20 protein-coding genes and 1 tRNA gene are annotated in these 23,175 nt (G+C 65.5%); 9 read left to right on the forward strand and 12 right to left on the reverse strand.

Annotated features, from left to right (window positions below):
* Positions 1 to 87: 87 nt before the first annotated feature.
* The gene (locus ABIB45_RS10700) at positions 88 to 912 is read right to left on the reverse strand and encodes a putative protein N(5)-glutamine methyltransferase (RefSeq protein WP_354215839.1); all 825 of its coding nucleotides are present in this window, start codon (positions 910 to 912) and stop codon (positions 88 to 90) included.
* Between the two features lie 470 nt (positions 913 to 1,382).
* On the opposite strand from ABIB45_RS10700, the gene ABIB45_RS10705 reads away from it, so the two are divergent.
* On the forward strand, positions 1,383 to 1,670 hold the full coding sequence (locus tag ABIB45_RS10705) for a pullulanase X25 domain-containing protein (RefSeq protein WP_354215840.1): 288 nt from the start codon (positions 1,383 to 1,385) through the stop codon (positions 1,668 to 1,670).
* 92 nt (positions 1,671 to 1,762) lie between these two features.
* Here ABIB45_RS10705 and malQ read toward each other — a convergent pair whose 3' ends face one another.
* Positions 1,763 to 3,985: a 4-alpha-glucanotransferase gene (gene malQ, locus ABIB45_RS10710; protein WP_354215841.1), complete on the reverse strand. Its 2,223-nt coding sequence runs from the start codon at positions 3,983 to 3,985 to the stop codon at positions 1,763 to 1,765.
* Between the two features lie 239 nt (positions 3,986 to 4,224).
* Positions 4,225 to 4,665 (reverse strand): SRPBCC family protein, encoded by a 441-nt coding sequence (locus tag ABIB45_RS10715; RefSeq protein ID WP_354215842.1) that lies wholly within the window; start codon positions 4,663 to 4,665, stop codon positions 4,225 to 4,227.
* A 106-nt stretch (positions 4,666 to 4,771) separates the two neighbouring features.
* On the opposite strand from ABIB45_RS10715, the gene ABIB45_RS10720 reads away from it, so the two are divergent.
* Complete coding sequence (locus ABIB45_RS10720; RefSeq protein WP_354215953.1) at positions 4,772 to 6,538, forward strand: long-chain-fatty-acid--CoA ligase; 1,767 nt, start codon at positions 4,772 to 4,774, stop codon at positions 6,536 to 6,538.
* Positions 6,539 to 6,832: 294 nt separating this feature from the next.
* On the opposite strand, the gene ABIB45_RS10725 is transcribed toward ABIB45_RS10720, so the two are convergent.
* Entirely contained in the window at positions 6,833 to 7,408 is a 576-nt protein-coding gene (locus tag ABIB45_RS10725; RefSeq protein WP_354215843.1) for an HhH-GPD-type base excision DNA repair protein, read from the reverse strand.
* A 32-nt stretch (positions 7,409 to 7,440) separates the two neighbouring features.
* Complete coding sequence (locus tag ABIB45_RS10730; protein ID WP_354215844.1) at positions 7,441 to 7,611, reverse strand: hypothetical protein; 171 nt, start codon at positions 7,609 to 7,611, stop codon at positions 7,441 to 7,443.
* A 498-nt stretch (positions 7,612 to 8,109) separates the two neighbouring features.
* On the opposite strand from ABIB45_RS10730, the gene ABIB45_RS10735 reads away from it, so the two are divergent.
* Positions 8,110 to 8,829 carry a GAF and ANTAR domain-containing protein gene (locus ABIB45_RS10735; protein ID WP_354215845.1) on the forward strand — a complete coding sequence of 240 codons (720 nt, stop codon included), beginning with the start codon at positions 8,110 to 8,112 and terminating at the stop codon, positions 8,827 to 8,829.
* Positions 8,830 to 8,999: 170 nt separating this feature from the next.
* Positions 9,000 to 9,380, forward strand: coding sequence for a hypothetical protein (locus tag ABIB45_RS10740; protein WP_354215846.1), 381 nt, complete (start codon positions 9,000 to 9,002; stop codon positions 9,378 to 9,380).
* A gap of 108 nt (positions 9,381 to 9,488) precedes the next feature.
* Here ABIB45_RS10740 and ABIB45_RS10745 read toward each other — a convergent pair.
* Positions 9,489 to 9,561: transfer RNA gene (locus ABIB45_RS10745), tRNA-Lys, on the reverse strand.
* A 203-nt stretch (positions 9,562 to 9,764) separates the two neighbouring features.
* Here ABIB45_RS10745 and ABIB45_RS10750 point away from each other — a divergent pair.
* From ABIB45_RS10750 to ABIB45_RS10760, 3 genes are all read left to right on the forward strand, one after another.
* Positions 9,765 to 10,424, forward strand: coding sequence for a hypothetical protein (locus ABIB45_RS10750; protein ID WP_354215847.1), 660 nt, complete (start codon positions 9,765 to 9,767; stop codon positions 10,422 to 10,424).
* Positions 10,425 to 10,692: 268 nt separating this feature from the next.
* Positions 10,693 to 11,310 carry a nuclease PIN gene (locus ABIB45_RS10755; RefSeq protein ID WP_354215848.1) on the forward strand — a complete coding sequence of 206 codons (618 nt, stop codon included), beginning with the start codon at positions 10,693 to 10,695 and terminating at the stop codon, positions 11,308 to 11,310.
* Position 11,311: 1 nt separating this feature from the next.
* Positions 11,312 to 12,328, forward strand: coding sequence for an inorganic phosphate transporter (locus ABIB45_RS10760; RefSeq protein WP_354215849.1), 1,017 nt, complete (start codon positions 11,312 to 11,314; stop codon positions 12,326 to 12,328).
* Between the two features lie 44 nt (positions 12,329 to 12,372).
* Here the strand turns inward: ABIB45_RS10760 and pstB are convergent, their stop codons facing one another.
* The 4 genes from pstB to pstS form a co-directional block, all read right to left on the reverse strand.
* On the reverse strand, positions 12,373 to 13,152 hold the full coding sequence (pstB, locus tag ABIB45_RS10765; RefSeq protein ID WP_354215850.1) for a phosphate ABC transporter ATP-binding protein PstB: 780 nt from the start codon (positions 13,150 to 13,152) through the stop codon (positions 12,373 to 12,375).
* An 80-nt stretch (positions 13,153 to 13,232) separates the two neighbouring features.
* On the reverse strand, positions 13,233 to 14,345 hold the full coding sequence (pstA, locus tag ABIB45_RS10770; RefSeq protein WP_354215851.1) for a phosphate ABC transporter permease PstA: 1,113 nt from the start codon (positions 14,343 to 14,345) through the stop codon (positions 13,233 to 13,235).
* Positions 14,346 to 15,278, reverse strand: coding sequence for a phosphate ABC transporter permease subunit PstC (pstC, locus tag ABIB45_RS10775; protein WP_354215852.1), 933 nt, complete (start codon positions 15,276 to 15,278; stop codon positions 14,346 to 14,348). It abuts the gene before it with no gap.
* Positions 15,279 to 15,382: 104 nt separating this feature from the next.
* Positions 15,383 to 16,501 carry a phosphate ABC transporter substrate-binding protein PstS gene (gene pstS / locus ABIB45_RS10780; RefSeq protein ID WP_354215853.1) on the reverse strand — a complete coding sequence of 373 codons (1,119 nt, stop codon included), beginning with the start codon at positions 16,499 to 16,501 and terminating at the stop codon, positions 15,383 to 15,385.
* 234 nt (positions 16,502 to 16,735) lie between these two features.
* Between pstS and ABIB45_RS10785 the strand changes: the two genes are divergently transcribed.
* The gene (locus ABIB45_RS10785; RefSeq protein ID WP_354215854.1) at positions 16,736 to 17,863 is read left to right on the forward strand and encodes an FUSC family protein; all 1,128 of its coding nucleotides are present in this window, start codon (positions 16,736 to 16,738) and stop codon (positions 17,861 to 17,863) included.
* A gap of 73 nt (positions 17,864 to 17,936) precedes the next feature.
* Positions 17,937 to 19,310 (forward strand): DNA repair protein RadA, encoded by a 1,374-nt coding sequence (radA, locus tag ABIB45_RS10790; RefSeq protein WP_354215855.1) that lies wholly within the window; start codon positions 17,937 to 17,939, stop codon positions 19,308 to 19,310.
* A gap of 363 nt (positions 19,311 to 19,673) precedes the next feature.
* On the opposite strand, the gene ABIB45_RS10795 is transcribed toward radA, so the two are convergent.
* Together ABIB45_RS10795 and ABIB45_RS10800 are read right to left on the reverse strand one after the other, a co-directional pair.
* Positions 19,674 to 20,903: a beta-ketoacyl-[acyl-carrier-protein] synthase family protein gene (locus ABIB45_RS10795; protein WP_354215856.1), complete on the reverse strand. Its 1,230-nt coding sequence runs from the start codon at positions 20,901 to 20,903 to the stop codon at positions 19,674 to 19,676.
* Between the two features lie 6 nt (positions 20,904 to 20,909).
* Complete coding sequence (locus ABIB45_RS10800) at positions 20,910 to 22,523, reverse strand: peptide chain release factor 3 (protein ID WP_354215857.1); 1,614 nt, start codon at positions 22,521 to 22,523, stop codon at positions 20,910 to 20,912.
* Positions 22,524 to 23,175 lie beyond the last annotated feature (652 nt).

Consider the following 23,175-nt stretch of genomic DNA (forward strand, 5'->3'; position numbering starts at 1 on the left):
AGTCCGCCCATTACACGACGGGACCGCCGGTCACATGGACAGCGCGGTCGGACCGGGAAAGCCCCTAATAGGCGAGGATTGCGTGCTCTAGTCTGCCCGGCCGACTACAACGGTGCCGTCGAGATAGTCCGACCGGACGGTGCGGACCACCAGCCCTGCCGATGCCATAAGCGATGCCGTGCGGCCGGCCTGGCGCTCGCTCGTTTCAATAATGAGATGCCCACCGGCCTGCAGCCAGGCCCCCGCCCCTGCGGCAATACGGCGATGGAGCTCGAGGCCGTCCGCGCCGCCGTCGAGCGACAACATTGGCTCATAGTCCCGTGCTTCCCGCGGCATGGTGGCAATCTCGGGTGTAGGAACATAGGGGGCGTTCGCGGTCAGTATTGAGATCTTCCCTCTGAGGACGGGCGGAAGCGCGTCGTAAAGATCGCCCAGGTAAACCTCCCCACCCACCTTGGCAACGTTCCGGCGTGCACACGCCACAGCGGCCGGATCAATATCCGCGGCATAGAGTTCAAGCCCGGGGATCCGGGATGCGATGACAGCACCTGCTGCACCGGATCCGCAACAAAGATCCACCACGACGGCGGGGCGGGCACCATCACGCCTCGCCCGCGGCAGGGGTGTCGACAGCAGTGAAACGGCCTCGTTGACGAGTAGTTCGGTCCGGCGGCGCGGAACAAAGACCCCGGCGTCGAGCTCAATCCTCAGACCACCGAACCCGGCCCAGCCGAGGATGTGCTCAAGCGGATAGCCGGCGATGCGACGCTCCACCGTGGCTGCGACTTCTGCCGGGGAGCACCCGTTAGCCGCGAGCAGCCGGGCCTCCTCCTCCGCAAAAACACACCCTGCGGAACGAAGGCGCGCTGCGATCCCGGCAATGGATTCAAAGCACGTGCCGGAGCCTGACAAAGGAGCCTCTTTTCATTGCACCGACCGAAGTAAAACGTAGGGCGCGGGAACATGGTGAACTGCCCAATAAAGCTCCCGCCACGAACCTCATAGTATGCGCACATTAGCTGCTTGAAATTGGTCTCAAAAGACTGGATTTACTCGGTGCATGCGCTTAGTTTGGGCGTGGTGCGCTCGGCGATCGCTGGGATCGCCGGGACCAACCGCAATTGCCGATCGGCAAGTCGTCCACCGAATCGCAGTCCCGCAACACCCTGTAAAGCATCGCCGCAACCAGGAAGGACTCCTGACGTAAATTCACGCATCCCAAGGGGCACCACCCCATACCTCGACAGTCCTTTAGATACCCGAACGACGCCGAATCCTCCCGCGCTGCTTCGCACCGCACTGTCCCGCGGCACACAGTCAGGCAGTGCCCCGCAAGCGAACCGCGCACGGTGACGGTGGGCCAGGCGCCACAGCCCGACTGTGTGACTGTGGCGGGGTCGTTCAACAGCGAACTGGGATGCCCGGCAGACTGGGACCCCGCCTGCCCAACCGCGTCACTCACACTCGACCCGGCCGATAACGTCTGGCGCCTCACCGCCGAAAATCTGCCTCCCGGGCAGTACGAATACAAGGTCGCCCTCAACGGCACCTGGGGTGTGAACTACGGCGCGGACGGGGCCCTCAACGGCAACAACATCGTCCTGGACCACCCGGGCGGGCCCGCGACCTTCCGCTACGACCACCGGACGCGTATGATCACTGCCGGCTAGGGCTCCTTCCTCCCCCAAACAACAACGCGGGGTCACTTTCCGCCCAATCCGGAGTCTCGGAAGGGCTAAAAGTGACCCCTCGTTGTTTGTGCTCAACCGCGCAGCGACTCCGAAACCGCGGCCAGGAGGGAGTTGAACCTGGCGTTGCGGGGAAGGTCGTCAAGGTATACCGGATTGCCGTCCGGGTCCCCCAGCGGGACCTGCCAGTTCGGATAGAGCGACTCCGTGGTGCCGGGCTGGTTCTGCACGCGCCGCTCCCCCACCGCGTCGACGAGTGCGACGCCGAGCAGCACCGACGGCGTCTGGGCCAGCAGGCGGTGCAGCGCCTCGATGGTGCGCTCCTCGCTGTCGTGGCGGCCAGTCCCACTCTCGGGCAGCAGCCCGCGTTCCCGCACCAGCCCCATCATCTTCTCCAGCGTGGCCACATGTTCGGCCCGCTCTTCAGCCTCGGTGCGTTCCAGCAGCCCCAGCCTGCTGCGGAGTGCCACGTGGTCGCCCGCAAGGTAACCGGCAGTGGGCGGCAGGTCGTGGGTGTTGACGCTGGCGAGCGCCTGCGTGCGGTAACGCTCGGGCGGCAGCGGGGAGTCGCCATCGTTCTCGAACCAAAGGATGGATGTGCCCAGGACGCCGCGGGCAGCAAGGTAGTCACGCACCCACGGCTCGAAGGTTCCCAGATCCTCGCCGATCACCACGGCGCCGGCACGCTGGGCCTCCAGCGCCAGGATGCCGATCAGTGCGTCGTGGTCGTACGTGACGTAGGCGCCGTCGCGCGGCGAGTTGCCCGCCGGCACCCACCAGAGGCGGAACAAGCCCAGCACGTGGTCCACGCGGATGCCGCCCGCGTGCCGGAGTACGGTGGCGAGCATGTTGCGGAATGGCGCGTACCCGGCCTCGGCCAGGCGGGAGGGGTGCCACGGCGGCTGGTTCCAGTCCTGGCCCAGCTGGTTGTACATGTCCGGCGGCGCCCCCACACTGATCCCGGGCGCCAGCACGTGGCGGAGGGTCCAGGCGTCGGCGCTGCTCAAGTCGACGCCGACAGCGAGGTCGTGCACCACGCCGAGCCGCATCCCGGCCCGTCGGGCGGCCAGCTGCGCGTTCTCGAGCTGCTCGTCGCAGATCCACTGCAGCCAGCGATGGAAATCGATCCGGTCCGCAAGCTTGCCGCGCAGGGCTTCCGCCTCATCGGACCCAAGCGCACAGTCCGGGTCCGTCCACAGCGGATCCTCCGGCGCGAGGTCCTCCCGGATGGCGGACCAGAGCGCAAAGTCGTCCAGCCCGCGGCCTGAGATCCGGCAGAATGCGTCGAAGGCCGCCTGCCGCGCCGGCGAGCGCCGTGCGTGATACAGCAGTTCCAGAGCCTGGAGTTTGGCCGCGAAAACGGCGTTCCGGTCCAACCGCGCACCGTCCGCATTCAGGCCCTGGACCTGTTCCTGGAGCCGGTCAATCGTGGCACGCTTCCGCGGCTTCAGGTACGGGAGTTCCGGGATGGCTTCCACCCGAATGTACAGCGGGTTGAAGAAGCGGCGCGTGGACGGCGAATACGGCGACGGCTGGACAGGAGGGACCGGCTCCGCGGCGTGCAGGGGGTTGACCAGGACATAGTCCGCACCCCGCTCACCACTAAGGGCCGCCAGGTCCGCGAGGTCGGCGAAGTCACCGATCCCCCACGAACGCTTCGACCGCACTGAGTACAGTTGCGTGGCCAGTCCCCACCCACGGCGATCCACGAGGGAATCGGCGGTAGTAAGCCGCGCCGGGACCACCACCAGCGCACATTCGGCTGTGACGCCGTCGGACTCGGCATGCAGGGTGTGCCAGCCCAGCGGCAGCCCCGCCGGCACCTCGAAGGTGGCCCGCCCGGTGGGCACGCCTTCCACATCCTGCGGCGGGACCCAGACGTCCTGCTGGACCGCGTCCACCGGCTCACCCGCCCCGGATTCCAGTTCAACGGTCAGGCGAGCGGTGGAACCGTCCCGGACATGGACCGAAACCAGTGTGGTTTCACCCTGTTGAATCACGACGGCGGGCGGCAGCATCCGCCGCCACGGCGCCAGCTCCGCCTCGGCCTGGGCAGCTTCGATCAGTTCGTTCGTGTGGGCCTGAACGCCCAGGGCCGCCAGGACCTTGACCAGGGTGTCGGGTGCGACGCTGTACTGCAGTCCGTCAAAGCCCCAGAACGTTGTGCCCACGCCGTGCGCGTCAGCCAGGCGGTGGAGGAGTTCCTGGTCCACATGCCCATGACGGGCTGCATCGCTGTCGCCTGGCGGAAACGGCGTTCCGGAGAATCGAGCGTGCTGCTGGTCTGGAGCCTTCATGGATGTCCGCCTCGTCTGGTGTGATGGGCCTGAACTTACATTGCGTCCTGTTCGACCGGGGGCTTCCTCGCTCCCGGACAACTGTCGGTTCCGATTATTGCAGGAGGACACTGTTTGCCCGGCCAGCGCCCATGCCGGGTCCGTAACCTGCCGGCAGGCAGCACCAGGCTGGGCAGGTGACCTAAACGCAGGCAGGAAGCCCCGGGCGGCGGCGATTCTGCCGGCCGCCCGGGAAAGCGTCAGCGCGCCGCGAGGGAATTCAGGGTGTCCCGGATGCCGTTCAGCGCAGGATCCCGGAGGGACATAAATACCGGTTTCAGCAATGGCTGGAGAATCTTCGCTGGTCCCTTGACGCTGAATTCAGCTGTGTACTTGATCAGCGAACCCTCAGGGGCCGGGCTGACATCGATGGAATCGAACGCGGTGACCGTTTTGTTCTCGCCGCGGAGCTTGATGTGGCGGTCGGTCAGCTCAATGACCTCGTATTCCAGGGACTGGCGCTTCCCCCGGAATTCGGATTCGGCGTGGTACCGGTGGCCCACGGCCACGGGTCCGGCTGTCAGCTTGTCCATTACGGGAGTGCTGGGATCCCACTCGCTTGCATTCTCGAACTCGGAGAGGAACGCAAATGCCTTGGCGGGAGAGAGTTTTGATTCCACGGTGCCGCTGACTGTGATCATCCATCCAGTGTAGGCACCGGTAGGATTCTTGCGGCGTGTCCCTCGGCCCGCCAACGAACCCGGCAACTGGTGGCAAGGACTGATAGTGAAGAAAAAAAGCACCCAGATCAAGCCCCACAGCACGCCTGCGAACAGCACAGCGCAGCAGGACCGGGGACCTTGGCGTGACCGACCGTGGACCAGTTCCTATGGACCGGGTGTCCCAGCGCAGCTGAAGCTCCCCAAGGGTTCGCTCGTGGACTTGATGGACAAGTCAGTGCGCCGCTATGGGTCGAAGACCGCGCTGGAGTTCTTCGGTGCGCGCACCAGCTACCGTGAGCTCGGCAGACAGATCAGCCATGCCGCCGCCGGTCTGAAAAAGCTAGGTGTCACGGCGGGCGACAGGGTTGCCCTGGTCATGCCGAATTGCCCCCAGCACATCGTCGCCTTCCACGCGGTGCTGCGCCTCGGCGCCGTTGTGGTCGAACATAACCCCCTCTATACGGACCGTGAACTGCGCCATCAGTTCGAGGACCACGGAGCGGCCGTCGCGATTGTCTGGGACAAATCAGTGGAGCGCGTCCGCCAACTACCGGCCGACGTCGGGCTGCGCAGCATTGTCTCAGTGGATCTGATCCCGGCGATGCCGTTGCTCCAGCGGCTGGCGCTCCGCCTGCCGGTGCCCGCTGCCCGCAAGGCCCGCGCTGCACTCACCGTCGGCAAGAACCAAGCCAAGGGACCGACTGCTCCCGCCGCACGGCCCGTGGTTCAGTGGCGGGAACTCCTTGAGGCCGGCGAGCTCGGGAAGAAACACCCTCGCCCGTCGGCCCAGGACATCGCCGTCCTGCAGTACACGTCCGGCACCACGGGCATGCCGAAGGGCGCCATGCTCAGCCACGCCAATCTGCAGGCGAACGCCGCGCAGGGCCGGGCCTGGGTACCGGGGCTGAAGGATGGCCGGGAAACTGTTTATGCAGTGCTGCCGATGTTCCACGCCTATGGCCTGACGCTCTGCATGACTTTCGCCTTCAGCATCGGCGCGAAGCTGGTCCTGTTCCCCAAGTTCGACGTCGACCTCGTACTCAAGGCGCATAAGGAGTCCCCCGCGACGTTCCTGCCCGCAGTACCTCCGATCTATGACCGGCTCGCCGCCGCGGCGGCGCAACGCGGCATCGGACTGGAAAGCATCCGCTTCTCCATTTCCGGCGCCATGAACCTGCCAACGTCCACAGTGGAGACCTGGGAGAAAGCGACCGGCGGTTACCTGATTGAGGGCTACGGCCTGACCGAAACCTCCCCGATCGCAATCGGCAACCCGTTCGGCCCGAGCCGGAAGCCCGGCACCGTCGGCGTGCCGTTCCCGCTGACCGACATCCGCGTGGTGGACCCCAAAAACGTGGCGCTGGACCGTGCCCCGGGTGAGGAAGGGGAGCTTCTGATCCGCGGCCCCCAGGTATTCCGCGGCTACTGGAACCGGCCGGAGGAGACCGAGGATGCCCTGCTCGACGGCGGCTGGTTCCGCACCGGCGACATCGTCTCAGTGGACGACGACTATTTCGTCACGATCCGGGACCGGATCAAGGAACTGATCATCACGGGTGGCTTCAACGTCTCACCCAGTGAGGTGGAGGACGTGATAGCCGCTTTCGACGGCGTTGCGGAAGTCTCTGTCGTCGGCTTGCCCCGCCCCGGCGGGGGCGAGGACGTGGTGGCCGCTGTGGTGCCGGTTCCGGGCACCACGATCGATCCTGCCGCCCTCCTGGCCTATGCCCGCGGCCACCTGACCGCATACAAGGTGCCACGCAGGGTGGTGGTGCTCGATTCTCTCCCCCGCTCCCTCATCGGCAAAGTCCTCCGGCGGAAAATCCGCGACAATCTGGTGGCCCGGCCGTGACCCGGCACGCTACTGGTAGCGGCCGTCCTCAGGGCGCCGCTTCGCGGATTTTCAAGACATAGCCCGCCTCCACGCGCTTTTACCCCGCGGAGAATCCGTTCGTGCATGGCACCCAGGGCAAGGGCGTCGTTCAGTCCGAACACGGCGTAGAACGGTACGCGGCGGTATCCCCTGCCGTTCTGCCGCAGACAGCAACCGGGCGGATGAACTCGCAGTCGTTCAGCACGTTCGAAGGCGCATTGAAGGACACCTCGCCACGCGGGCAACATCGTTCATGGTCACTGCCATCGGAGGTCAGCCCTGGGCAGCCTTGGCCGCCGCCTTTGCTGCCTGCTTGCTGGCCCGCACCTTGACGAGAGAGCCAGGATCGACGATATCGGCAACCGACAGGAAAGCGCCCTCCTCGCCGTAGTGGCCTGTGGCCTCGCGCCAGCCGGGCGCCTGCAGCCCGCACTGCTTGCCCAGGAGAGCGAGGAAAATCTTTGCCTTCTGCTCCCCGAAGCCGGGCAGCGCCTGCAGCCGCCGCAGCACCTCCTTGCCGTCGGGGCCGCCCTTGGTCCAGATCAGGGTGGTATCGCCGTCCCAGTCCTGCTCCACCGTCTCGGCAAGTGCCTGGACCCTTGCCGCCATGGAGCCAGGATAGCGGTGGACCGCGGGACGTTCCTTGAACACCTCGACGAATGCCTCCGGTTTGTACGCAGCCACAGCTGCCGGCTCGATCGAGCCGATCCGTGCCCGAATTTTCTCCGGCCCGGCAAAGGCGGATTCCATGGTTACCTGCTGATCCAGCAGCATGCCGGTCAGCAGCGCAAACGCGTCATCAGTGAGCAGTTGGTCGGCGGCCGGGTCACCGGTGATATGCAGTTCCATGGCCCTTATCTTTCCACCTCTGGGTGTTTGCGTCATGGGAGGCTCAGGACTCCGCCGACCGGATCATGAACCAGGGCACTGCTCAGGCCCTCGACCACGGCGTCCGGGGTCAGGGCATCCGCGGCCGAGCGGTTCACGGCGAAGATGATCGCCTCGCCCGTTCGGCGTCGAGCGTTGCCAGGTTTGGGGGTGGTTGTCCGCAAAACCAAGTACTACCTAATCTCAAATACGAGTACCGAATACGCGTTCGCCCGGGACCACGCCCCAACTACCTTCGACTTAGAGCCAAGACCCGCTATGGCACCGGGTCGGATGTCTCACTAGGGGGCGTGAGAAGGAATGAACACTGGACTTACCAGCCACGTTTTCCCGGGTCTTCGGATCCGGGAGTTGAGCGGGGCCGGCGACGAGGAGGTCTTCGAGACCAAGGCCTCTCCCCCAGCCGTCGCCGGCCCTCTGACCGATGGGTTTAGCCCGGCAGCATTCTGGTTCCAGGCAGCTCCTGCAATGCATCCGCGGGCCGCGCCGGCCTGCGAGATCCGGCCATGAAGTACTCCCCTTCGCAGGTTTCCCCGACGCACACGGCTGCGGGCCGGAGGACTATGCGGTCGCACCAAACCCAGCACACGGCCGGTCATCCAACCACGCTTGCAGACCAGGGTGCCGCCCAAATGCAGGCATCGGCCGGAACAGGGAACGGCATGACAGGCACCGCCGGGTTCATCCCCGATTTGGCCACCGGTGCGACAAGCGTTGCGGACTCCCTCGAGATCCTGACCCGGACGGCGGCGGCCACCCTGAACAGGCTTATGGACTCACCGGTCGAATGCTGCCTGTTGCTGAGAAGGGTCAAGAGCGTCCCAGCCACCGCCGGCACAAGCACGCAGGCTGCCGGGCTGGCCCGGTTGGAAGGGGAGGTAGGCGAAGGCCCCCTGACGGAAGCCATTGCCGGCAACGGCACCGTGGCCATGAACCACGTGTCTTCTGACTTCCGGTGGTCACGTTACCGGCCATACCTGCAGGACGCCGGGTTCGGAAGCGTCCTTGGCCTGCGGCTCCGCCTCGATGATGGCGCTGAGGCCGCCCTCGCCTTCTTCGCCCCGGGCGTCCAGGCGTTCCCGCTTCAGGTCATCGCCGAGGCCCGCAATTTCACGGACCTCGCAGCTCGCGGCCTCGGGCTTGTCCTCGAGTTGCAGGCCACCAGCACCCGGGCCTCGGACCTGCAGTCCGCACTTGAAAGCCGGACCTCCATCAACATTGCCTGTGGAGTGATCATGGCGCAGAACAGGTGCTCCTACAACGACGCTATCGCCATCATCGCCAAAGCCTCCAGCCACCGGAACCTCAAGCTGCGCAAGGTGGCCGAGGGCATCTTGGAGAAGCTGCCCGGCGGCGCACCCGGGACCCACTTCGATCACTAGGCCTGGCGGGCGTCGGGCGCGGCCAGCCGCGGGCGTCGTCGCTGGTCAGGGCCATTGCCTCGGCGTTAGTCCTGATACCAACCTGCGTTTACCTGCAGGCCGGAACCCCTGAGCTAAGTTAGCGGTATGTGCGTTCCGAACTGACGGAACGGTAAACGATCGGGTAAAAAATGGTTCAAGTTTATGCGCTAGTTGCCACCGCGGTCCTGGCCGGTTTGGCCGGTTTCCAAGCAGCGCTGATCGCGGGTGCTCCCTTTGGCCATCTGGCCTGGGGCGGCCAGCACAGGGTCTTGCCGCGTAAGCTGCGGATCGGCAGCGTGGTCTCCATAGCCCTGTACGCCGTTTTCGCATACATTGCGCTGGCGAGGGCGGAGGTGGCCGAGCCCCTGGTCGGCCAAACGTTCACGGAAGTGGCCGCCTGGGTGCTCACGGCCTACTTTGCCGTGGGCGTTGTTATGAACGGGATATCGCGCAGCCGGCAGGAGCGGCTGGTCATGACGCCCACGGTGCTGGCCTTGGCGCTGCTCTACCTGGGCCTGTCGCTGAGCTGAACCGGCCGCGCAGCTCTAGCTCCGCCGGTATGTACAGTCCCAGGGCGTCACGGTTCCTTGAAACAAAAAGCAGGCCAGGGGCAATATGCCTCTGGCCTGCTTCGTGGGTGGGCCCTGTGGGGATCGAACCCACGACCCACGGATTAAAAGTCCGATGCTCTACCAACTGAGCTAAAGGCCCCAACTGACGGTCAAAAGACCGATCAGCCCAGTCCATTTCTGGACGATAGATACTCTACCCCACGCATGGGACCGCTTTGGCACGCAGGCATGCGCCGCCGTCCTACGTTCCTGATTCCGCCAGGATCTATGGGCCCCGGCGCCGGCCGCCCTGCCTACGCGGAGTACTCGATTTCCCCCACGGCACAGGAGTAGCGTGGGGGCATGAGCCAGCAAGCAGGACACAGTCATTACGGCGGAGCCAACCGGCATCACAAGCCCAAGCCGTTCGCCCCTATCGACTTTGAGCCGTTCGCCGGCGGCCCGGACCCTGCGCGCGTCTCTGAGGCAGCACACCTTGCTGCCCAGGCTCTGGTTCGCCACGGCCGCGACAGCGACGATCCCGTCATCACCGAACGGCTGGTCAAGCTGACGGATGAACAGGGCCTGGACGCCATCGCGGAGATGTGGGCGGAAAGCCCTGCACGTTCCCTGCCCGGCGCACTCTGGCGGCTGTACGCGCTCCGCGCGGCCACTGTCCAGGATCCGGAGCGGATCTCGGTCTACTTCCGCGCAGGCAAGGACACCGCGCAGGTCTCCCATGTGGTGGCCGGCGCTGCCGAACCGCCGGGCGCCGAGGAAATGCGGACGCTGGCTGACGCCATTCTCTCGGGCGCGTTCGACGGCGAGTTCGACGTCGCGCTGGAACGTTCCGCTGCTTTCTGCCGCGTTGTGGCGCTCGGCCAGGCGACCCTCGCCGATGGTGCTGAGCACACCAATGAGGCCCACGCGAGCAAGCTCACACGCAACTCCCACCAGCTCGTAAAAACAGCTGAGGACCTCGAACACGCCGCGAATGCCTGGCGGCTGGGCGAGCTGGACTGACCCCACCGGCCCGATCTGTCAATGTTGACTTGGGCCAGCCAACGTAGAACACTGAAACTGGTGTCGAACCGCGAAACCCCCGGGCTTCAACATTTAGCCGCCTAGAGCGGCCTACCGCCGAGAGGCGTATCCGGTTCGGCACCATTTTTATGCCTGTTTGGCGGGCGTGGACAGGGGCCGGGTAGAATCAAAACCAGTTGCTGGCCTGCGTCAAGTCACAGTGGGCGGCCCCCGACCCAGTACATCACCCGGAGACCGGTAACCCAACGTGAAGCTGCGCCTTTTCCCCCAGGAACCTGCAGGGCTGACCCTGCTGTCCCAGATGGCCCAGCAAATTGTGCGCGCCAGCGGCACCATGGCCGAGATCCTCGGCGTTCCCGCCAGCGAGCACGCCAAGCTGGTGGACGACATGCATAGCCACGAAGCCAAATCCGCCGAGCTGCACTTCGCCCTGCTGACCCATATGCGCACGAGCTTCGTAAACCCCCTCCCCCGCGAAGACATGTACGCCCTTTCCCGCTACCTCAACGAGGCGCTCGAGAAGCTGGACGGCGCCGCGGAACTCGTTTTCCTGTACAGGCTGGACCGGTTGCCCCGGCGGGCCGCGGACCAGCTGGAGATCATCAGCCGGCAGGCCGAACTCACCGTGGACGCCATGAGGCGGCTCAACAACCTCGATGACCTCGAGGATTACTGGATCGAAATCCTCAGGCTGGCCAAGCGTGCAGAACGGACGCACCGGATCTGGGTGGCGGACATGATCCGGGACATGAAGTGGGCGCAGTACTCGCGTAACCGTGACGTCGCCAACCAGCTCGTAGAAGTCACCAAGGACATGCGCCGGATTGCCACCCAGGTAGGCAGCATCATCGTCAAGGAATCCTGAGGTGACAGCAGTCCTCTTCGGCGCCGTGGTCCTGCTGACCGGGGTGTTTGCTTTCCTCAATGGCTTCAGGGACGTCTCCACCTCCGTGGCACTTGCCGTCCGGACCCGGGCACTCACGCCCACGGTGGGTGTGCTGCTGGCCGCCTTCTTCAACCTTGTGGGCGCCTTGCTTAGCGCCTCCATAGTGGTGTCCGTCAGCCACACGTGGATCCACCTGCCGGAGGGGGTAAGCGGCCTGAGCATCCTGCTGGCCGGCGTGGGCAGCGCCTGCGCGTGGGGCCTGCTGATGTGGTGGCGGGGCATCCCCGCATCCTCCACGCACGCCTTGGTGGGCGGACTTGCCGGCGCCGGACTCGCCAGCCTCGCGGTGGGCGGGATGGGAGTGGGTGGCGTTGACCGGTCCCTAGTGGTCCAGGTGATCCTGCCGCTCCTACTCTCCCCCATCGTCGCCTACATCGGCGCGTACTTGGCGGTCTTCCCTGTCAGCTGGGCGGCCCGTTATGCCCAGCCCAATGTCATCAACCAGCGCTTCCGCCGTGCCCAGGCCATTGCGGCCGGTGCTGTGGCGTTCGGCCACGGCATGCAGGATGGCCAGCGAGTGGGTGCAGTCCTGCTGCTGGCTGTGGTGGGGGCCGGTTATACTGACGGCGACAGTATCCCTGTGTGGGTGGCGCTGGCGTCCGCCATCTTGCTCACTGCCGGAACGCTTTGCGGCGGCTGGCGGATCTCCCACACCATCGGCTACAAGATCACGCGGGTTGATCCGCTGCGCGGTTCCGTAGCCCAGACCTTCAGCGCGATGATGCTGTTCTTTGGTGCCATCGCGCTGCAGGCGCCGCTCTCGACCACCCACACCGTGACATCCGCCGTGCTGGGCGCGGGCGAGAACCAGCACTTCGCGGTGACCAACCGGAAACTTGTCCTGCAGATTCTGGGGCTGTGGGTGCTCACGCCCTTGACGGCCGCAGCCGTCGCCTTCGTGTTCGCGCTGGCGCTCTCACCCCTGGCGGGCGCCTAAGCCCAGCCCTGCAGGTAACCCCTTAAACACAGGATGTTGGTGGGCTATCCGAAGCGGCCGGAAACGTAGTCTTCGGTGGCCTTCTGGGTGGGGTTACTGAAGATGTTCTGGGTGTTCCCGTATTCGATCAGCTTGCCTGGCTTGCCGGTACCGGCGATGTTGAAGAACGCCGTCTTTTCCGAGACGCGGGCCGCCTGCTGCATGTTGTGGGTCACGATCACCACGGTGTACTGGTCCTTGAGCTCATTGATGAGGTCCTCGATGGCCAGAGTGGAGATCGGGTCCAGGGCCGAGCACGGCTCGTCCATGAGGATCACCTGCGGCTGCACGGCGATGGCGCGGGCGATGCAGAGGCGCTGCTGCTGGCCGCCTGACAGGCCCGAGCCCGGCTTCTCCAGCCGGTCCTTGACCTCGTTCCAGAGGTTGGCGCCCAGCAGGGAGCTTTCCACCAGCGCGTCAGCCTCGCCCTTGGAGATCTTTTTGTTGTTCAGCTTCACACCGGCCAGCACGTTGTCGCGGATGGACATGGTGGGGAACGGGTTGGGCCGCTGGAAAACCATGCCGATCTGGGATCGAACGGTCACGGGATCAACACCGGGTCCGTAGAGGTTGTCGCCGTCCAGCAGGACTTCGCCTTCAACGCGGGCGCCGGGCAGCACTTCGTGCATGCGGTTCAGCGTGCGCAGGAAAGTTGACTTGCCACAGCCTGAGGGACCAATGAAGGCCGTCACGGACTTTGCCTCGATGTTGATGCTGACATCCTCCACGGCCAGAAAATCGCCGTAGTACACGTTCAGGTCTTTGACGTCGATGCGCTTAGACATGATGTTCCTTCACTTACTGGGGGTACGGATTGAAGTCTAGGGTTTGGTCGCGAGGACCAAAATGGCCTGCCGAAACTTTTTCAGCGGCCCGTCTTGGGGGCAAAAATCCTGGCGATCAGGCGGGCCCCGAGGTTCAGGACCATCACCAGGATGATCAGCACCAAGGCTGCGCCCCAAGCACGCTGCGACGACGGATCAGGGTTGGCCGGCGAGGTGGGGTTCAGGATCTGGGTATAGATGAACGTTGGCAGGGAAGCCATCCAGCCGCCGAAAACGTTGTTGTTGATGCTGGTGGCGAACCCGGCGGTGACCAGAATGGGGGCGGTCTCACCGATTACGCGGGCGATCGCGAGGGTGACGCCGGACGCAATGCCGGAGATCGCCGTCGGGATAACCACTTTGATGATGGTGCGCCATTTCCGGACACCCAGCGCGTAAGCCGCTTCGCGCAGCTCGTTGGGAACGATCTTCAGCATTTCCTCGCTGGAGCGCACCACCACGGGGATCATCAGCACGGAAAGGGCGACGGCGGCGACGGCGCCGGTTTTGGTGCCGGGCCCCACTACCGCGAAGAAGAACGCGGCGGCGAACAGGCCGGCCACGATGGACGGGATGCCCGTCATTACATCCACGAAGAACGTGATGGCGCGTGCCAGCCTGCCGTCATTGCCGTACTCCACCAGGTAAATGGCGGTCAGCAGTCCGACCGGAACGGAGATGATGGTGGCTACCAACGTGATCTGGACGGTGCCGATCAATGCGTGGTAGATGCCGCCGATCACGGGGGCACCCGCTTCCACGGCCTTGTTGTCATAGGCGCCCGTGACGCCGTTCATGGAGCTGGTGAGGAAGCCCGGGGCGATGAGCCCGGGGATGCCGTTGACCAGCACGGTCCAGATCACCGAGATCAGCGGGAGCAGTGCGATCAGGAACGAACCCACCACCAGGCAGGTGGCCAGCTTGTCCTTGGCCTTGCGGCTGCCCTCCACAATGGCGCTCCAGCTCACCAGGCCGATGGCGAAGAGCAGGGCCGAGACGATCCCCCAGCCAAAGGCGTTGAAACCGATCAGTGCCAGGATCGCGGCGCCGACAATAAGCGCAGCCGCCAGGACCACGTACGGTGCATAGGACGGAAGCTGGCCCTTTGTGAGGGCTGAGCGCTTATTGCGCACCGGAGTAATAGTGGAGGACATTTAGTTGGCTCCCGAGAATTCTTTGTGCCGGCTGATGATCCAGCGGGCGATCATGTTCACGGCAAGCGTGATGAGGAACAGGACCAGGCCGGCGGCGATCAGTGTGCTGACCTTGAGGCCGCTGGCTTCGGGGAAGTTCAGGGCGATTTCCGCGGCAATAGTCTGGTTGCCGGACGTGATCAGGCTGGCGGTCAGGGCACCCGAGGAGAGCACCAGTGCCACGGCCATGGTTTCGCCGAGCGCGCGGCCCAGGCCAAGCATGACGGCGCTGATGATGCCCGGCCGGGCGAACGGCAGCACTGACATCTTGATCATTTCCCAGCGGGTGGCGCCGAGGGCCAGTGCGGCTTCCTCGTGCAGTTTGGGGGTCTGCAGGAAGATTTCGCGGGTCAGGGAGGTGATGATGGGCAGCACCATGACCGAAAGCACGATCCCGGCGGTAAGGATGGTCTTGCCGGTGGCGGAGGCCGGGCCCTGGAAAATGGGCAGCCAGCCCATGTTTTCGGCCAGCCAGTTGTAGGCCGGGGAGATTTCCTTGGCGAGGAACGCTGCACCCCAGGCGCCGTAGATCACCGAGGGGATCGCGGCCAGGAGGTCAACCACGTAGCCCAGGCCGGAGGCGAGCCCGCGCGGGGCATAGTGCGAAATGAACAGCGCCACCCCAATGGCGACCGGCGTGGCTATTACCAGGGCGATGACAGCGGCGATGAGCGTGCCAATGACGATCGGCCAGATGTAAACGAAGAAGCCTGCTCCGCCCTGGATTTCGGCGGCCGGGGCGGTCAGCGCCGGAATGGCCTGGACAACAAGGAACAAAGCAACGCCGAAGAGGATGGCGAGGATGAGGCACCCGGCGGCCAGTGCGGCGCCGGAAAAGATCTTATCCCCGGCGCGGCCTGCGCCCTGGGAACTGCTCAGGGAGGTGGCGGTCATTCCAGACCCTTCGGTTGTTTGGCGGTGCGCAAGAACTAGCTTACAAAGCCAAGTTCCCCACCCCGCCTTTCGGCGTGGCGGGGAACTTGGATCAGGGCTAAGTACTAGGACTTGACCTTGATGGATTCGATGGCCTTGGTGGCCTTCTCGGCGAGGGAGGCCGAGAGCGGTGCAGACTTCGCGGCGTCAGCTGCTGCCTTCTGGCCGGCGTCCGAAACTACGTAGCTTTCGAAAGCCTTGACCAGGTCAACGGTCTCCTGCTTGTCGTAGGTGGAGCAGACGACGTGGTAGGAAACCAGGACGATCGGGTAGGCGCCTGAAGCAGTGGTCTTGCGGTCCAGCTTGATGGCAACGTCGTTGGCGGAGCGGCCTTCGACCGGCTTGCCGGCTTCAACGGCCTTGGCAGCGGCGTCAGCGGAGATCTTGACGAACCCTTCGCCGACCTTGATGGAGGCGGTGCCCAGCTTGCCGCCCACGGCGGAGTCATCAGCGTAGGTCACGGCGCCCGGGGTGTCGGTGACGGTCTTGACAACGCCGGAGGTGCCCTTGGCGTTTTCGCCCTGCAGGGTTGCGGGCCAGACGCCGGAAGCCTTGTCGGTCCAGACGTCGGCTGCAGCAGCGGAGAGGTAGTCGGTGAAGTTAGTGGTGGTGCCGGAGTCGTCAGAGCGGTTCACCGGGGTGACCTTCGTGTCCGGGAGGGTGACGCCCGCGTTCAGGGCGGCAATTGCCGGATCGTTCCAGGTGGCGATCTCGCCGCGGAAGATCTTGGCCACGGTGGTGGCGTCAAGCTTCAGCTCGGTGATGCCGGGCAGGTTGAAGGCCACGGCGATCGGGGAGATGTACACCGGGAGGTTGAGGGCGCCGTCGGGGCCGCACTTGGCCTTGGAGCTGGCCAGCTCTTCATCCTTGAGATACGCGTCGGAACCGGCAAACTGGGCCGAACCGTCGATGATGGCCTTGCGGCCTGCGCCCGAGCCGTCCGGGGAGTACTGCACAGTGGCACCGGAGTTGGCGGCTGCGAAGCCTGCCTTCCAGGCGTCCATGGCTGGGCCGGTGGAGGAGGCGCCGATTCCGGTCAGGGTGCCGGTCACTTTGGTGCCGGAAGTCTGGGTGCCGGCAGGCGTGTTGCCCGTGGCGTTGTCTGAACCGCAGGCGGTGAGCGCGAGTGCGCCGGCCGCGATTACAGCGATAGCCGCGTGGCGGCCGAAACGGAATGCCTTCACTAGATGTACCCCTTCCAGGGTTATTCAGTTGCGGGCAGGGCCGGAGGCGGCCTGCAGCGCGATGCGTACGTTTTGTACCTTCATCGAATTTAGGCGCCGCAGGTAACGGGATTGGCGGCCGAGAGTGAACGGAAGGTTAACGAACGTTGGCCATTAGCCAACAAGTGCGACGTCACCATTGCGAAGGTCACACTTTTGGCCGTAGGGGGCCGGGCGGCAAATAGACTGGAGGGCATGGCCGCAGCAGCAGGACTCTCAGCAAGCAGGCGCTTCCTGCGCGGACGGATCCGCACGGGCCTGATCCGGAGCCGGAACTCACTGCTCCCTGCCGTCCAGATGACTGGCTGCGCGGTGGGCGCGTACGCCTTCGCCGAGTACGTCCTGGGCCATTCCGGTCCGCTGTTCGCGGCCACGTCGTCACTGATAGCACTGGGCTTTTCGCGTGACCCACGCCTGCGGCGCGTCATGGAGGTGGGCCTGGGCTGCACCATCGGCATCGCCGTCGGTGATTTGCTCCTGCACTGGCTGGGCAGCGGCATCTGGCAGGCCGCCGTCGTACTTCTGTTCTCCATCCTGTTGGCCCGGTTCCTGGACAGCGGCACCATCTTCGCCACGCAGCTGGGGCTGCAATCGCTGCTGGTGGTCCTGCTGCCGGCGCCGGCCGGCGGGCCGTTCACGCGCAGCCTGGACGCCGTGGTGGGGGGCCTCTTCGCCCTGCTGGTTACGGTCCTGATCCCGAAAGATCCGCGCCGGGAGCCCCGCAGCGACGTTCGGAAAATCCTGCACGAACTCTCCGAGGTGCTGCGCGAATGTGCCGTGGCCCTGACGGAAAGTGATTCCACCCGCGCCTGGCATGCCCTAGTCCGCGGCCGCAATGGCCAGCCCCTGGTGGACCGCATGAGGCAGTCGCTGCGCTCATCGAACGAAGTGGCCACCCTGTCGCCCGCCCACCGACGGCACCGCGATGAGCTGGACCGGCTGGAACAGTCCCTGGACTTCATCGACCTGGCGCTCCGCAACAGCCGTGTCTTCGCACGGCGGCTGACCAGCGCCATCAACCACACGGCGCTGTCCGACGAAGCTACCGAGAACATCTCCGACGTCCTGATAGAAACCGCCGCAGCGATTGATGAGCTGTCGTTGGGCCTGGCAGAAACGCACGACGGCGTGCGCCGCGCCCATCTCCGCACCGCCAGGCACGAACTAAGCGAGATTGCGTTGCGGCTGCATCCCAAACTGCTGGAGGTCCAGCTTTTGGAGGGTGAGACAGTAGTGATGCTGTTCCGTCCGCTCATGGTGGACCTGCTGGAGGCCGCCGGCATGGATTCGCGCGAGGCCCGGGACGTGCTGCCCGGCCTGTAGCCTGCCCCGGTGGGGACTTGCGAGTATAGGGCGCCGACGGGGAATGTCCGCCCCCACGGTTAAGGTGGAACGCATGGCAACAAAGACTTCCCGCGCCGCCAAGGCGCCCGCATACAAGTGCGCCGAATGCGGCTGGACCACAGTTAAGTGGGTGGGGCGCTGCGGTGAGTGCCAGGCGTGGGGCACCGTTGAAGAAACGGGCGCCGCGGTTGCGCGTACGACGGCGGCCACAACGGTTGTGGAGCCGGCGCGCCGGATTGCCGAGGTGGACGCCACGACCGCGGCTTTCCTGCCCACCGGCGTGGACGAACTGGACCGCGTCCTGGGCGGCGGACTGGTCCCCGGCGCAGTCATCCTGCTGGCCGGCGAGCCGGGCGTGGGCAAGTCCACGCTGCTGCTGGATGTCGCCGCGAAGTTCGCCCGGACCGCGCAGGACGTCCTGTACGTGACCGGCGAGGAGTCCGCCGCGCAGGTGAAGCTGCGCGCCGAGCGGATCGACGCCGTCGCCGATTCCCTGTACCTGTCAGCGGAAACGGACCTGGGGCAGGCTCTGGGACAGGTCGAAAAGATCGAGCCGCGGCTGCTCATTGTGGATTCGGTCCAGACCCTCAGCAGCGCGGACGTGGACGGCAGTGCCGGCGGCGTGTCCCAGGTGCGTGAGGTGGCAGCGTCCATCATCGCGGCGGCCAAACGGCGCAACATGACCACGCTGCTGGTGGGGCATGTGACCAAAGATGGGTCCATTGCAGGGCCACGGCTGCTGGAACATCTCGTGGACGTGGTGTGCCAGTTCGAAGGTGAACGCCATTCCCGGCTCCGGATGCTGCGCGCGGTGAAGAACCGGTACGGGCCCACGGACGACGTCGGCTGTTTTGACCTGAACGAGAACGGAATTGAAGGGCTCACGGACCCCAGCGGGCTGTTCGTCAGCCGCACCAAGGAGCCTGTGTCCGGCACCTGCATCACCGTGACCATGGAAGGCCGGCGGCCCTTGCTGGCCGAAGTGCAGTCGCTGCTGGCCGAGAGCCCCAACTCGCAGCCCCGCCGCGCCACCAGCGGGCTGGACAGTTCCCGGGTGTCCATGCTGTTGGCCGTCCTGCAGCAGCGTGCCGGTTGCCTGCTGCACAAGGACGACTCCTACGTGGCCACGGTGGGCGGCGTGAAGCTCAGCGAACCCGCCACGGACCTCGCTATTGCATTGGCAGTGGCTTCGGCCAAGGCCCGCAAGCCCCTGCCCATCCGGCTGATCGCGTTCGGTGAAGTGGGCCTGGCCGGTGAGGTGCGTCCTGTGCCAGGCATCAACCAGCGCATCCAGGAGGCCCACCGCTTGGGCTTCACGCACGCCGTGGTGCCGGCCAGCCATAACGGGCCTGGCCCCGTCCCGGCGGGCTTCTCCGTGCGGGAAGTGGAGCACCTGACGGAGGCGCTGAGCCTGCTGATCGGCTAGGCCGTCGGACGGTCGGGCCTATGCGGCAGGCAGGCCGGCGACGAGGGCGCATTGTTCCTAGTACCACCCTGCCCATGGCGTGTGGACGAACTCTTCCGGCTGGTTGCGTTCGTGGGCAGGCGTGACGGCGTGGTTGTGGTTTTCGTGTTTGGCTGCCGTCATGGTGCCTCCTTGAATGGGCACAGGCCGATTACGGCGTCGTCCGCTCCCCCATCGACGGCGCCCGGGACAGGAGCTGTTGAATGGTGGTTCCGATTAAAACTTGTTGCGGGGCTTGAAGCTCTTGGCGCCGGCGAACCAGCCAGATTCGGGGGAATCGCCCGAGTTGTCCCAGGGCGCACCTTCACCGAGCGGCTGCGACGGTCAGCTCCCCGTAATCACCAGCGCAACGCTGTGTCCGCCGAAGCCGAAGGCGTTTACGAGTCCGGCGGGGGCTGAACCGGACGGCAGCGTGCGGGAGTTTTCGGTGACGACGTTCAGGTTCACTTCGGGATCCAGCGCCTCGATGTTCACCGTGCCCGGCAGCTGGGCGGCCTGCAGGGCCTGGACCACCACCACGGCGGCGAGTGCACCGGCACCGCCCAGCAGGTGGCCGGTGTGGCCCTTGGTAGAGGTCACCGGCACGTCAGCGCCGAAGATGGCGTTGATGGCCTGCGCTTCCAGCCGGTCCCCTACCGGCGTGGAGGTGGCGTGGGCGTGGATGAATCCGATGTCCGAAGCCTGCAATCCAGCCGAGGCCAGGGCCTTTTGCATGACGCGCTGCTGCATGGCCGGATCCGCCGCCACGATGTCGTTGGCATCGGAGGTGACCGCTCCGCCTGCTACTGCGCCGAGGACGGCGGCGCCGCGTGCCCGGGCATGCGCCTCACTCTCAAGCACCACAATCCCGGCGCCTTCAGCGAGGACAAAACCGTCGCGGCCGGCGTCGAACGGGCGGGATGCCCGCTGGGGCTCATCGTTGCGCGTGGACAAGGCGCGGATCTGGGAAAACCCGGTGATCACCAGGTCGTTCACGGAGGCGTCCACACCGCCGGCAATGACGACGTCGGCCGCTCCCGAACGGATCATTTCGGCGCCTTGGACAATGGCTTCGGCGCCGGACGCGCACGCGCTGACCGGTGTGCGGGCTCCGCCGCGGGCGCCAAGGTCAATGGACACCCAGGCTGCCGGGCCGTTGACCATCAGGCGGGTAAGGGTGTGCGGCGAAACGCGGCGGGGGCCGCCGCTCGCGAGTGCCCGGTCCTGCTCCAAAGTGGAGCCCAGGCCGCCGTAGGCAGAGCCGATCACCACGGCAAACCGCTCAGGGTCCACGTCCGGCGCGCCGGCCTGGTGCCAGGCTTCGCGGGCAGCCACCAGCGCCAGCTGGCCACACCGGTCCATCCGCTTGAGCTCGCGGGTGGTGAGGTGCTCGGACATGTCGGCAGCGACCTGCCCGGCCATCCGCACGGGCAGCTGCGCCGCCCAGTCAGCATCCAGCGCGGCGATCCCGGATTTCCCGGTCACGAGGCCGGACCAGGTCTCGGCCGCGGTGGAGCCGAGCGGATTGATGGTGCCGACGCCGGTGATCAGCGCGCGTGGGTGGACTGCAGTCATTGGACTCTACTTCGCGGGATTGTGGGTGCCGATGGGCATGAGGGTCAGATCGGGGTGGTTCTTCTCGATCCGGCGGAGGGCCCAGACGTCGTTGAACAAGGCGAGGTATTCGCCGTCGGACCTCAACAGCACCTCGGCGCCCGGCACGTTGGCGAGCGCGGGCATGGCTTCCGCCGTCGAAATCCTGGCGATGGAGTACGGCAGCCGTTCCAGCCGCATGGGCGCGCTGAAATCATGCGCCATCCTGTCCTCCACCACTTCGAACTGCATGGGTCCGACGGCGGCAAGCACCGGCGCCTGGTCGCCGCGGACGTCGGAGCGGAGCACCTGGATGACGCCCTCGTGCTCGAGCTGCTCGATGCCGCGGCGGAACTGCTTGAACTTGCTGGGGTCCTTGGACCGGGCCACCTGAAAGTGTTCCGGGGCGAACAGCGGGATGGCCGGGTACTCCACCGCGCCTTCGAGGAACAGGCTGTCGCCTACGCGCAGCGTGGAGGCGTTCACCAGGCCCACCACGTCGCCGGGGTAGGCCTCGTCAATGACCTCGCGTTCGCGGCCGAACACCTGCTGGGCGTATTTGGTGGCGAACGACTTCCCGGTGCGGGTCTGGGTGACCACCATGCCGCGTTCAAAGACACCCGAACAGACGCGGATGAAGGCCACATGGTCGCGGTGGGCCTTGTTCATGCCGGCCTGGACCTTGAAGACAAAGCCGGAGAAGGACGATTCAACCGGGCGCGGGCTGCCCTCGATGTCCGGGCGGGGTGCGGCGGGCGGTGCGAAATCCACCAGTGCGTCCAGCAGTTCCTTCACGCCGAAGTTCAGGGCGGCGGAACTGAACAGGATGGGGGTGGCGGTGCCTGCATGGAAGGCTTCGACGTCGAATTCAAGATTGGACTCGATGACCAGGCCGGCCTCGTCTACTGCGTCGGTCCAGTTGTTGCCCTGGCTCTCGGCGGCCTCTTCCGGCGTGAAGTACTCCGTCAGCGCGATGTTGGCGCCGGAATTGTTGCGCTGGAAGCGGGCGAAGCGGTCCTGGCGGAGGTCCCAGACGCCGCGGAAGTCACCGGAGATGCCCACGGCCCAGGTCAGCGGCATCGGCTGCAGGCCGGTCCGCTCGGTTAGCTCGTCCATGAGCGCCAGAGCGTCCAGGCCGGGCCGGTCCCACTTGTTGATCACGGTGATAATGGGCAGGTTCCGCGCCTTACAGACCTCAAACAGCTTCATTGTCTGGGTTTCCAGGCCTTTTGCCGCGTCAACCAGCATCACTGCGCAGTCGACGGCGGCGAGGACCCGGTAGGTGTCCTCGGAGAAGTCGGCGTGGCCGGGGGTGTCCAGCAGGTTGATGACGGTGTCCCGGTAGGAGAACTGCAGGGCGGCGGAGCTGATGGAGATGCCGCGGTCCTTCTCCATCTGCATCCAGTCCGAGACCGTTTCCTTGCGGTTGGCCTTGCCGCTTGAGGCACCGGCGGTACCTATCACTTTCGCGTGCAGCGCCAATGCTTCGGTAAGCGTGGACTTGCCGGCGTCAGGGTGCGAAATAACAGCAAAGGTCCGACGCCGGGCCGCCTGTTTGTGAATCTCGTGGACCCGGGCGGGGCTAAGGACATCTTGGGACACGGTGCTACTTTCGCTGCGATGGGGATACCCCAGGGCACTCGTCAGGCCTTAAGGTAAAGCGTGGCTCTCTGTCAGCCAAGTTCCAAGTTTATCGCAGCGCCGGTTGCTTCCTCACTTCAGCCGGCGGGCAGGAAATCTCCTCACTGCACGCTTCCTCGCCACTATGCACGCCGCCGAATGAATAGTCACAATGTTGTCCATTCGCTTTTCGGATGTCATACGCTCTGAGTCCCGCGTGCCCACCGAGGAGCGGCGGCGGCCAAGACGGACTGCTGGAGGTTGCGTTGGTTAACGAATCAGGATTGAGCTGGGCCGTCAAAGGCAGTGGCGCCCGCAGTCCGGACCGGGGCGGAATTTGCCTTTCCCTGGGACGGCGCCGCACCTGCTGCTTTGGCAAATCTATCCACGGGCACACTGCAGTTCCAGGGTGCGGTCCGGCTGACGGGCCACTGGGAATGCTCGACGTCTGACTCCGGGATCCGCGGATTGAACTCACCGAAGGGGGCTGCACGCTGCACCTCAGGCAGCGCGGCGGCCGGGACACTGACAAGTTCCTCCCGTTTGCCACGCTGAATGTGCGTGGCAAACGCGGGGTCCGACGGCGGCTCCCGGGATGGTTCCGCGTCCGGGGACAGCGCTGCGTCCGGGTCAG

It is taken from the genome of Arthrobacter sp. UYCo732 (assembly GCF_040547265.1).
GTDB lineage: Bacteria > Actinomycetota > Actinomycetes > Actinomycetales > Micrococcaceae > Arthrobacter.

Bases quoted from the DNA above. Each gene is read 5' to 3' on its own strand.
- pstA (WP_354215851.1), bottom strand. From the start codon at position 14,345: ATGTCCTCCACTATTACTCCGGTGCGCAATAAGCGCTCAGCCCTCACA.
- radA (WP_354215855.1), top strand. From the start codon at position 17,937: ATGGCAACAAAGACTTCCCGCGCCGCCAAGGCGCCCGCATACAAGTGC.
- ABIB45_RS10715 (WP_354215842.1), bottom strand. From the start codon at position 4,665: ATGATCACAGTCAGCGGCACCGTGGAATCAAAACTCTCTCCCGCCAAG.
- ABIB45_RS10785 (WP_354215854.1), top strand. From the start codon at position 16,736: ATGGCCGCAGCAGCAGGACTCTCAGCAAGCAGGCGCTTCCTGCGCGGA.
- ABIB45_RS10750 (WP_354215847.1), top strand. From the start codon at position 9,765: ATGAGCCAGCAAGCAGGACACAGTCATTACGGCGGAGCCAACCGGCAT.
- pstB (WP_354215850.1), bottom strand. From the start codon at position 13,152: ATGTCTAAGCGCATCGACGTCAAAGACCTGAACGTGTACTACGGCGAT.
- ABIB45_RS10795 (WP_354215856.1), bottom strand. From the start codon at position 20,903: ATGACTGCAGTCCACCCACGCGCGCTGATCACCGGCGTCGGCACCATC.
- ABIB45_RS10725 (WP_354215843.1), bottom strand. From the start codon at position 7,408: ATGGAACTGCATATCACCGGTGACCCGGCCGCCGACCAACTGCTCACT.
- ABIB45_RS10735 (WP_354215845.1), top strand. From the start codon at position 8,110: ATGACAGGCACCGCCGGGTTCATCCCCGATTTGGCCACCGGTGCGACA.
- malQ (WP_354215841.1), bottom strand. From the start codon at position 3,985: ATGAAGGCTCCAGACCAGCAGCACGCTCGATTCTCCGGAACGCCGTTT.
- pstC (WP_354215852.1), bottom strand. From the start codon at position 15,278: ATGACCGCCACCTCCCTGAGCAGTTCCCAGGGCGCAGGCCGCGCCGGG.
- ABIB45_RS10740 (WP_354215846.1), top strand. From the start codon at position 9,000: ATGGTTCAAGTTTATGCGCTAGTTGCCACCGCGGTCCTGGCCGGTTTG.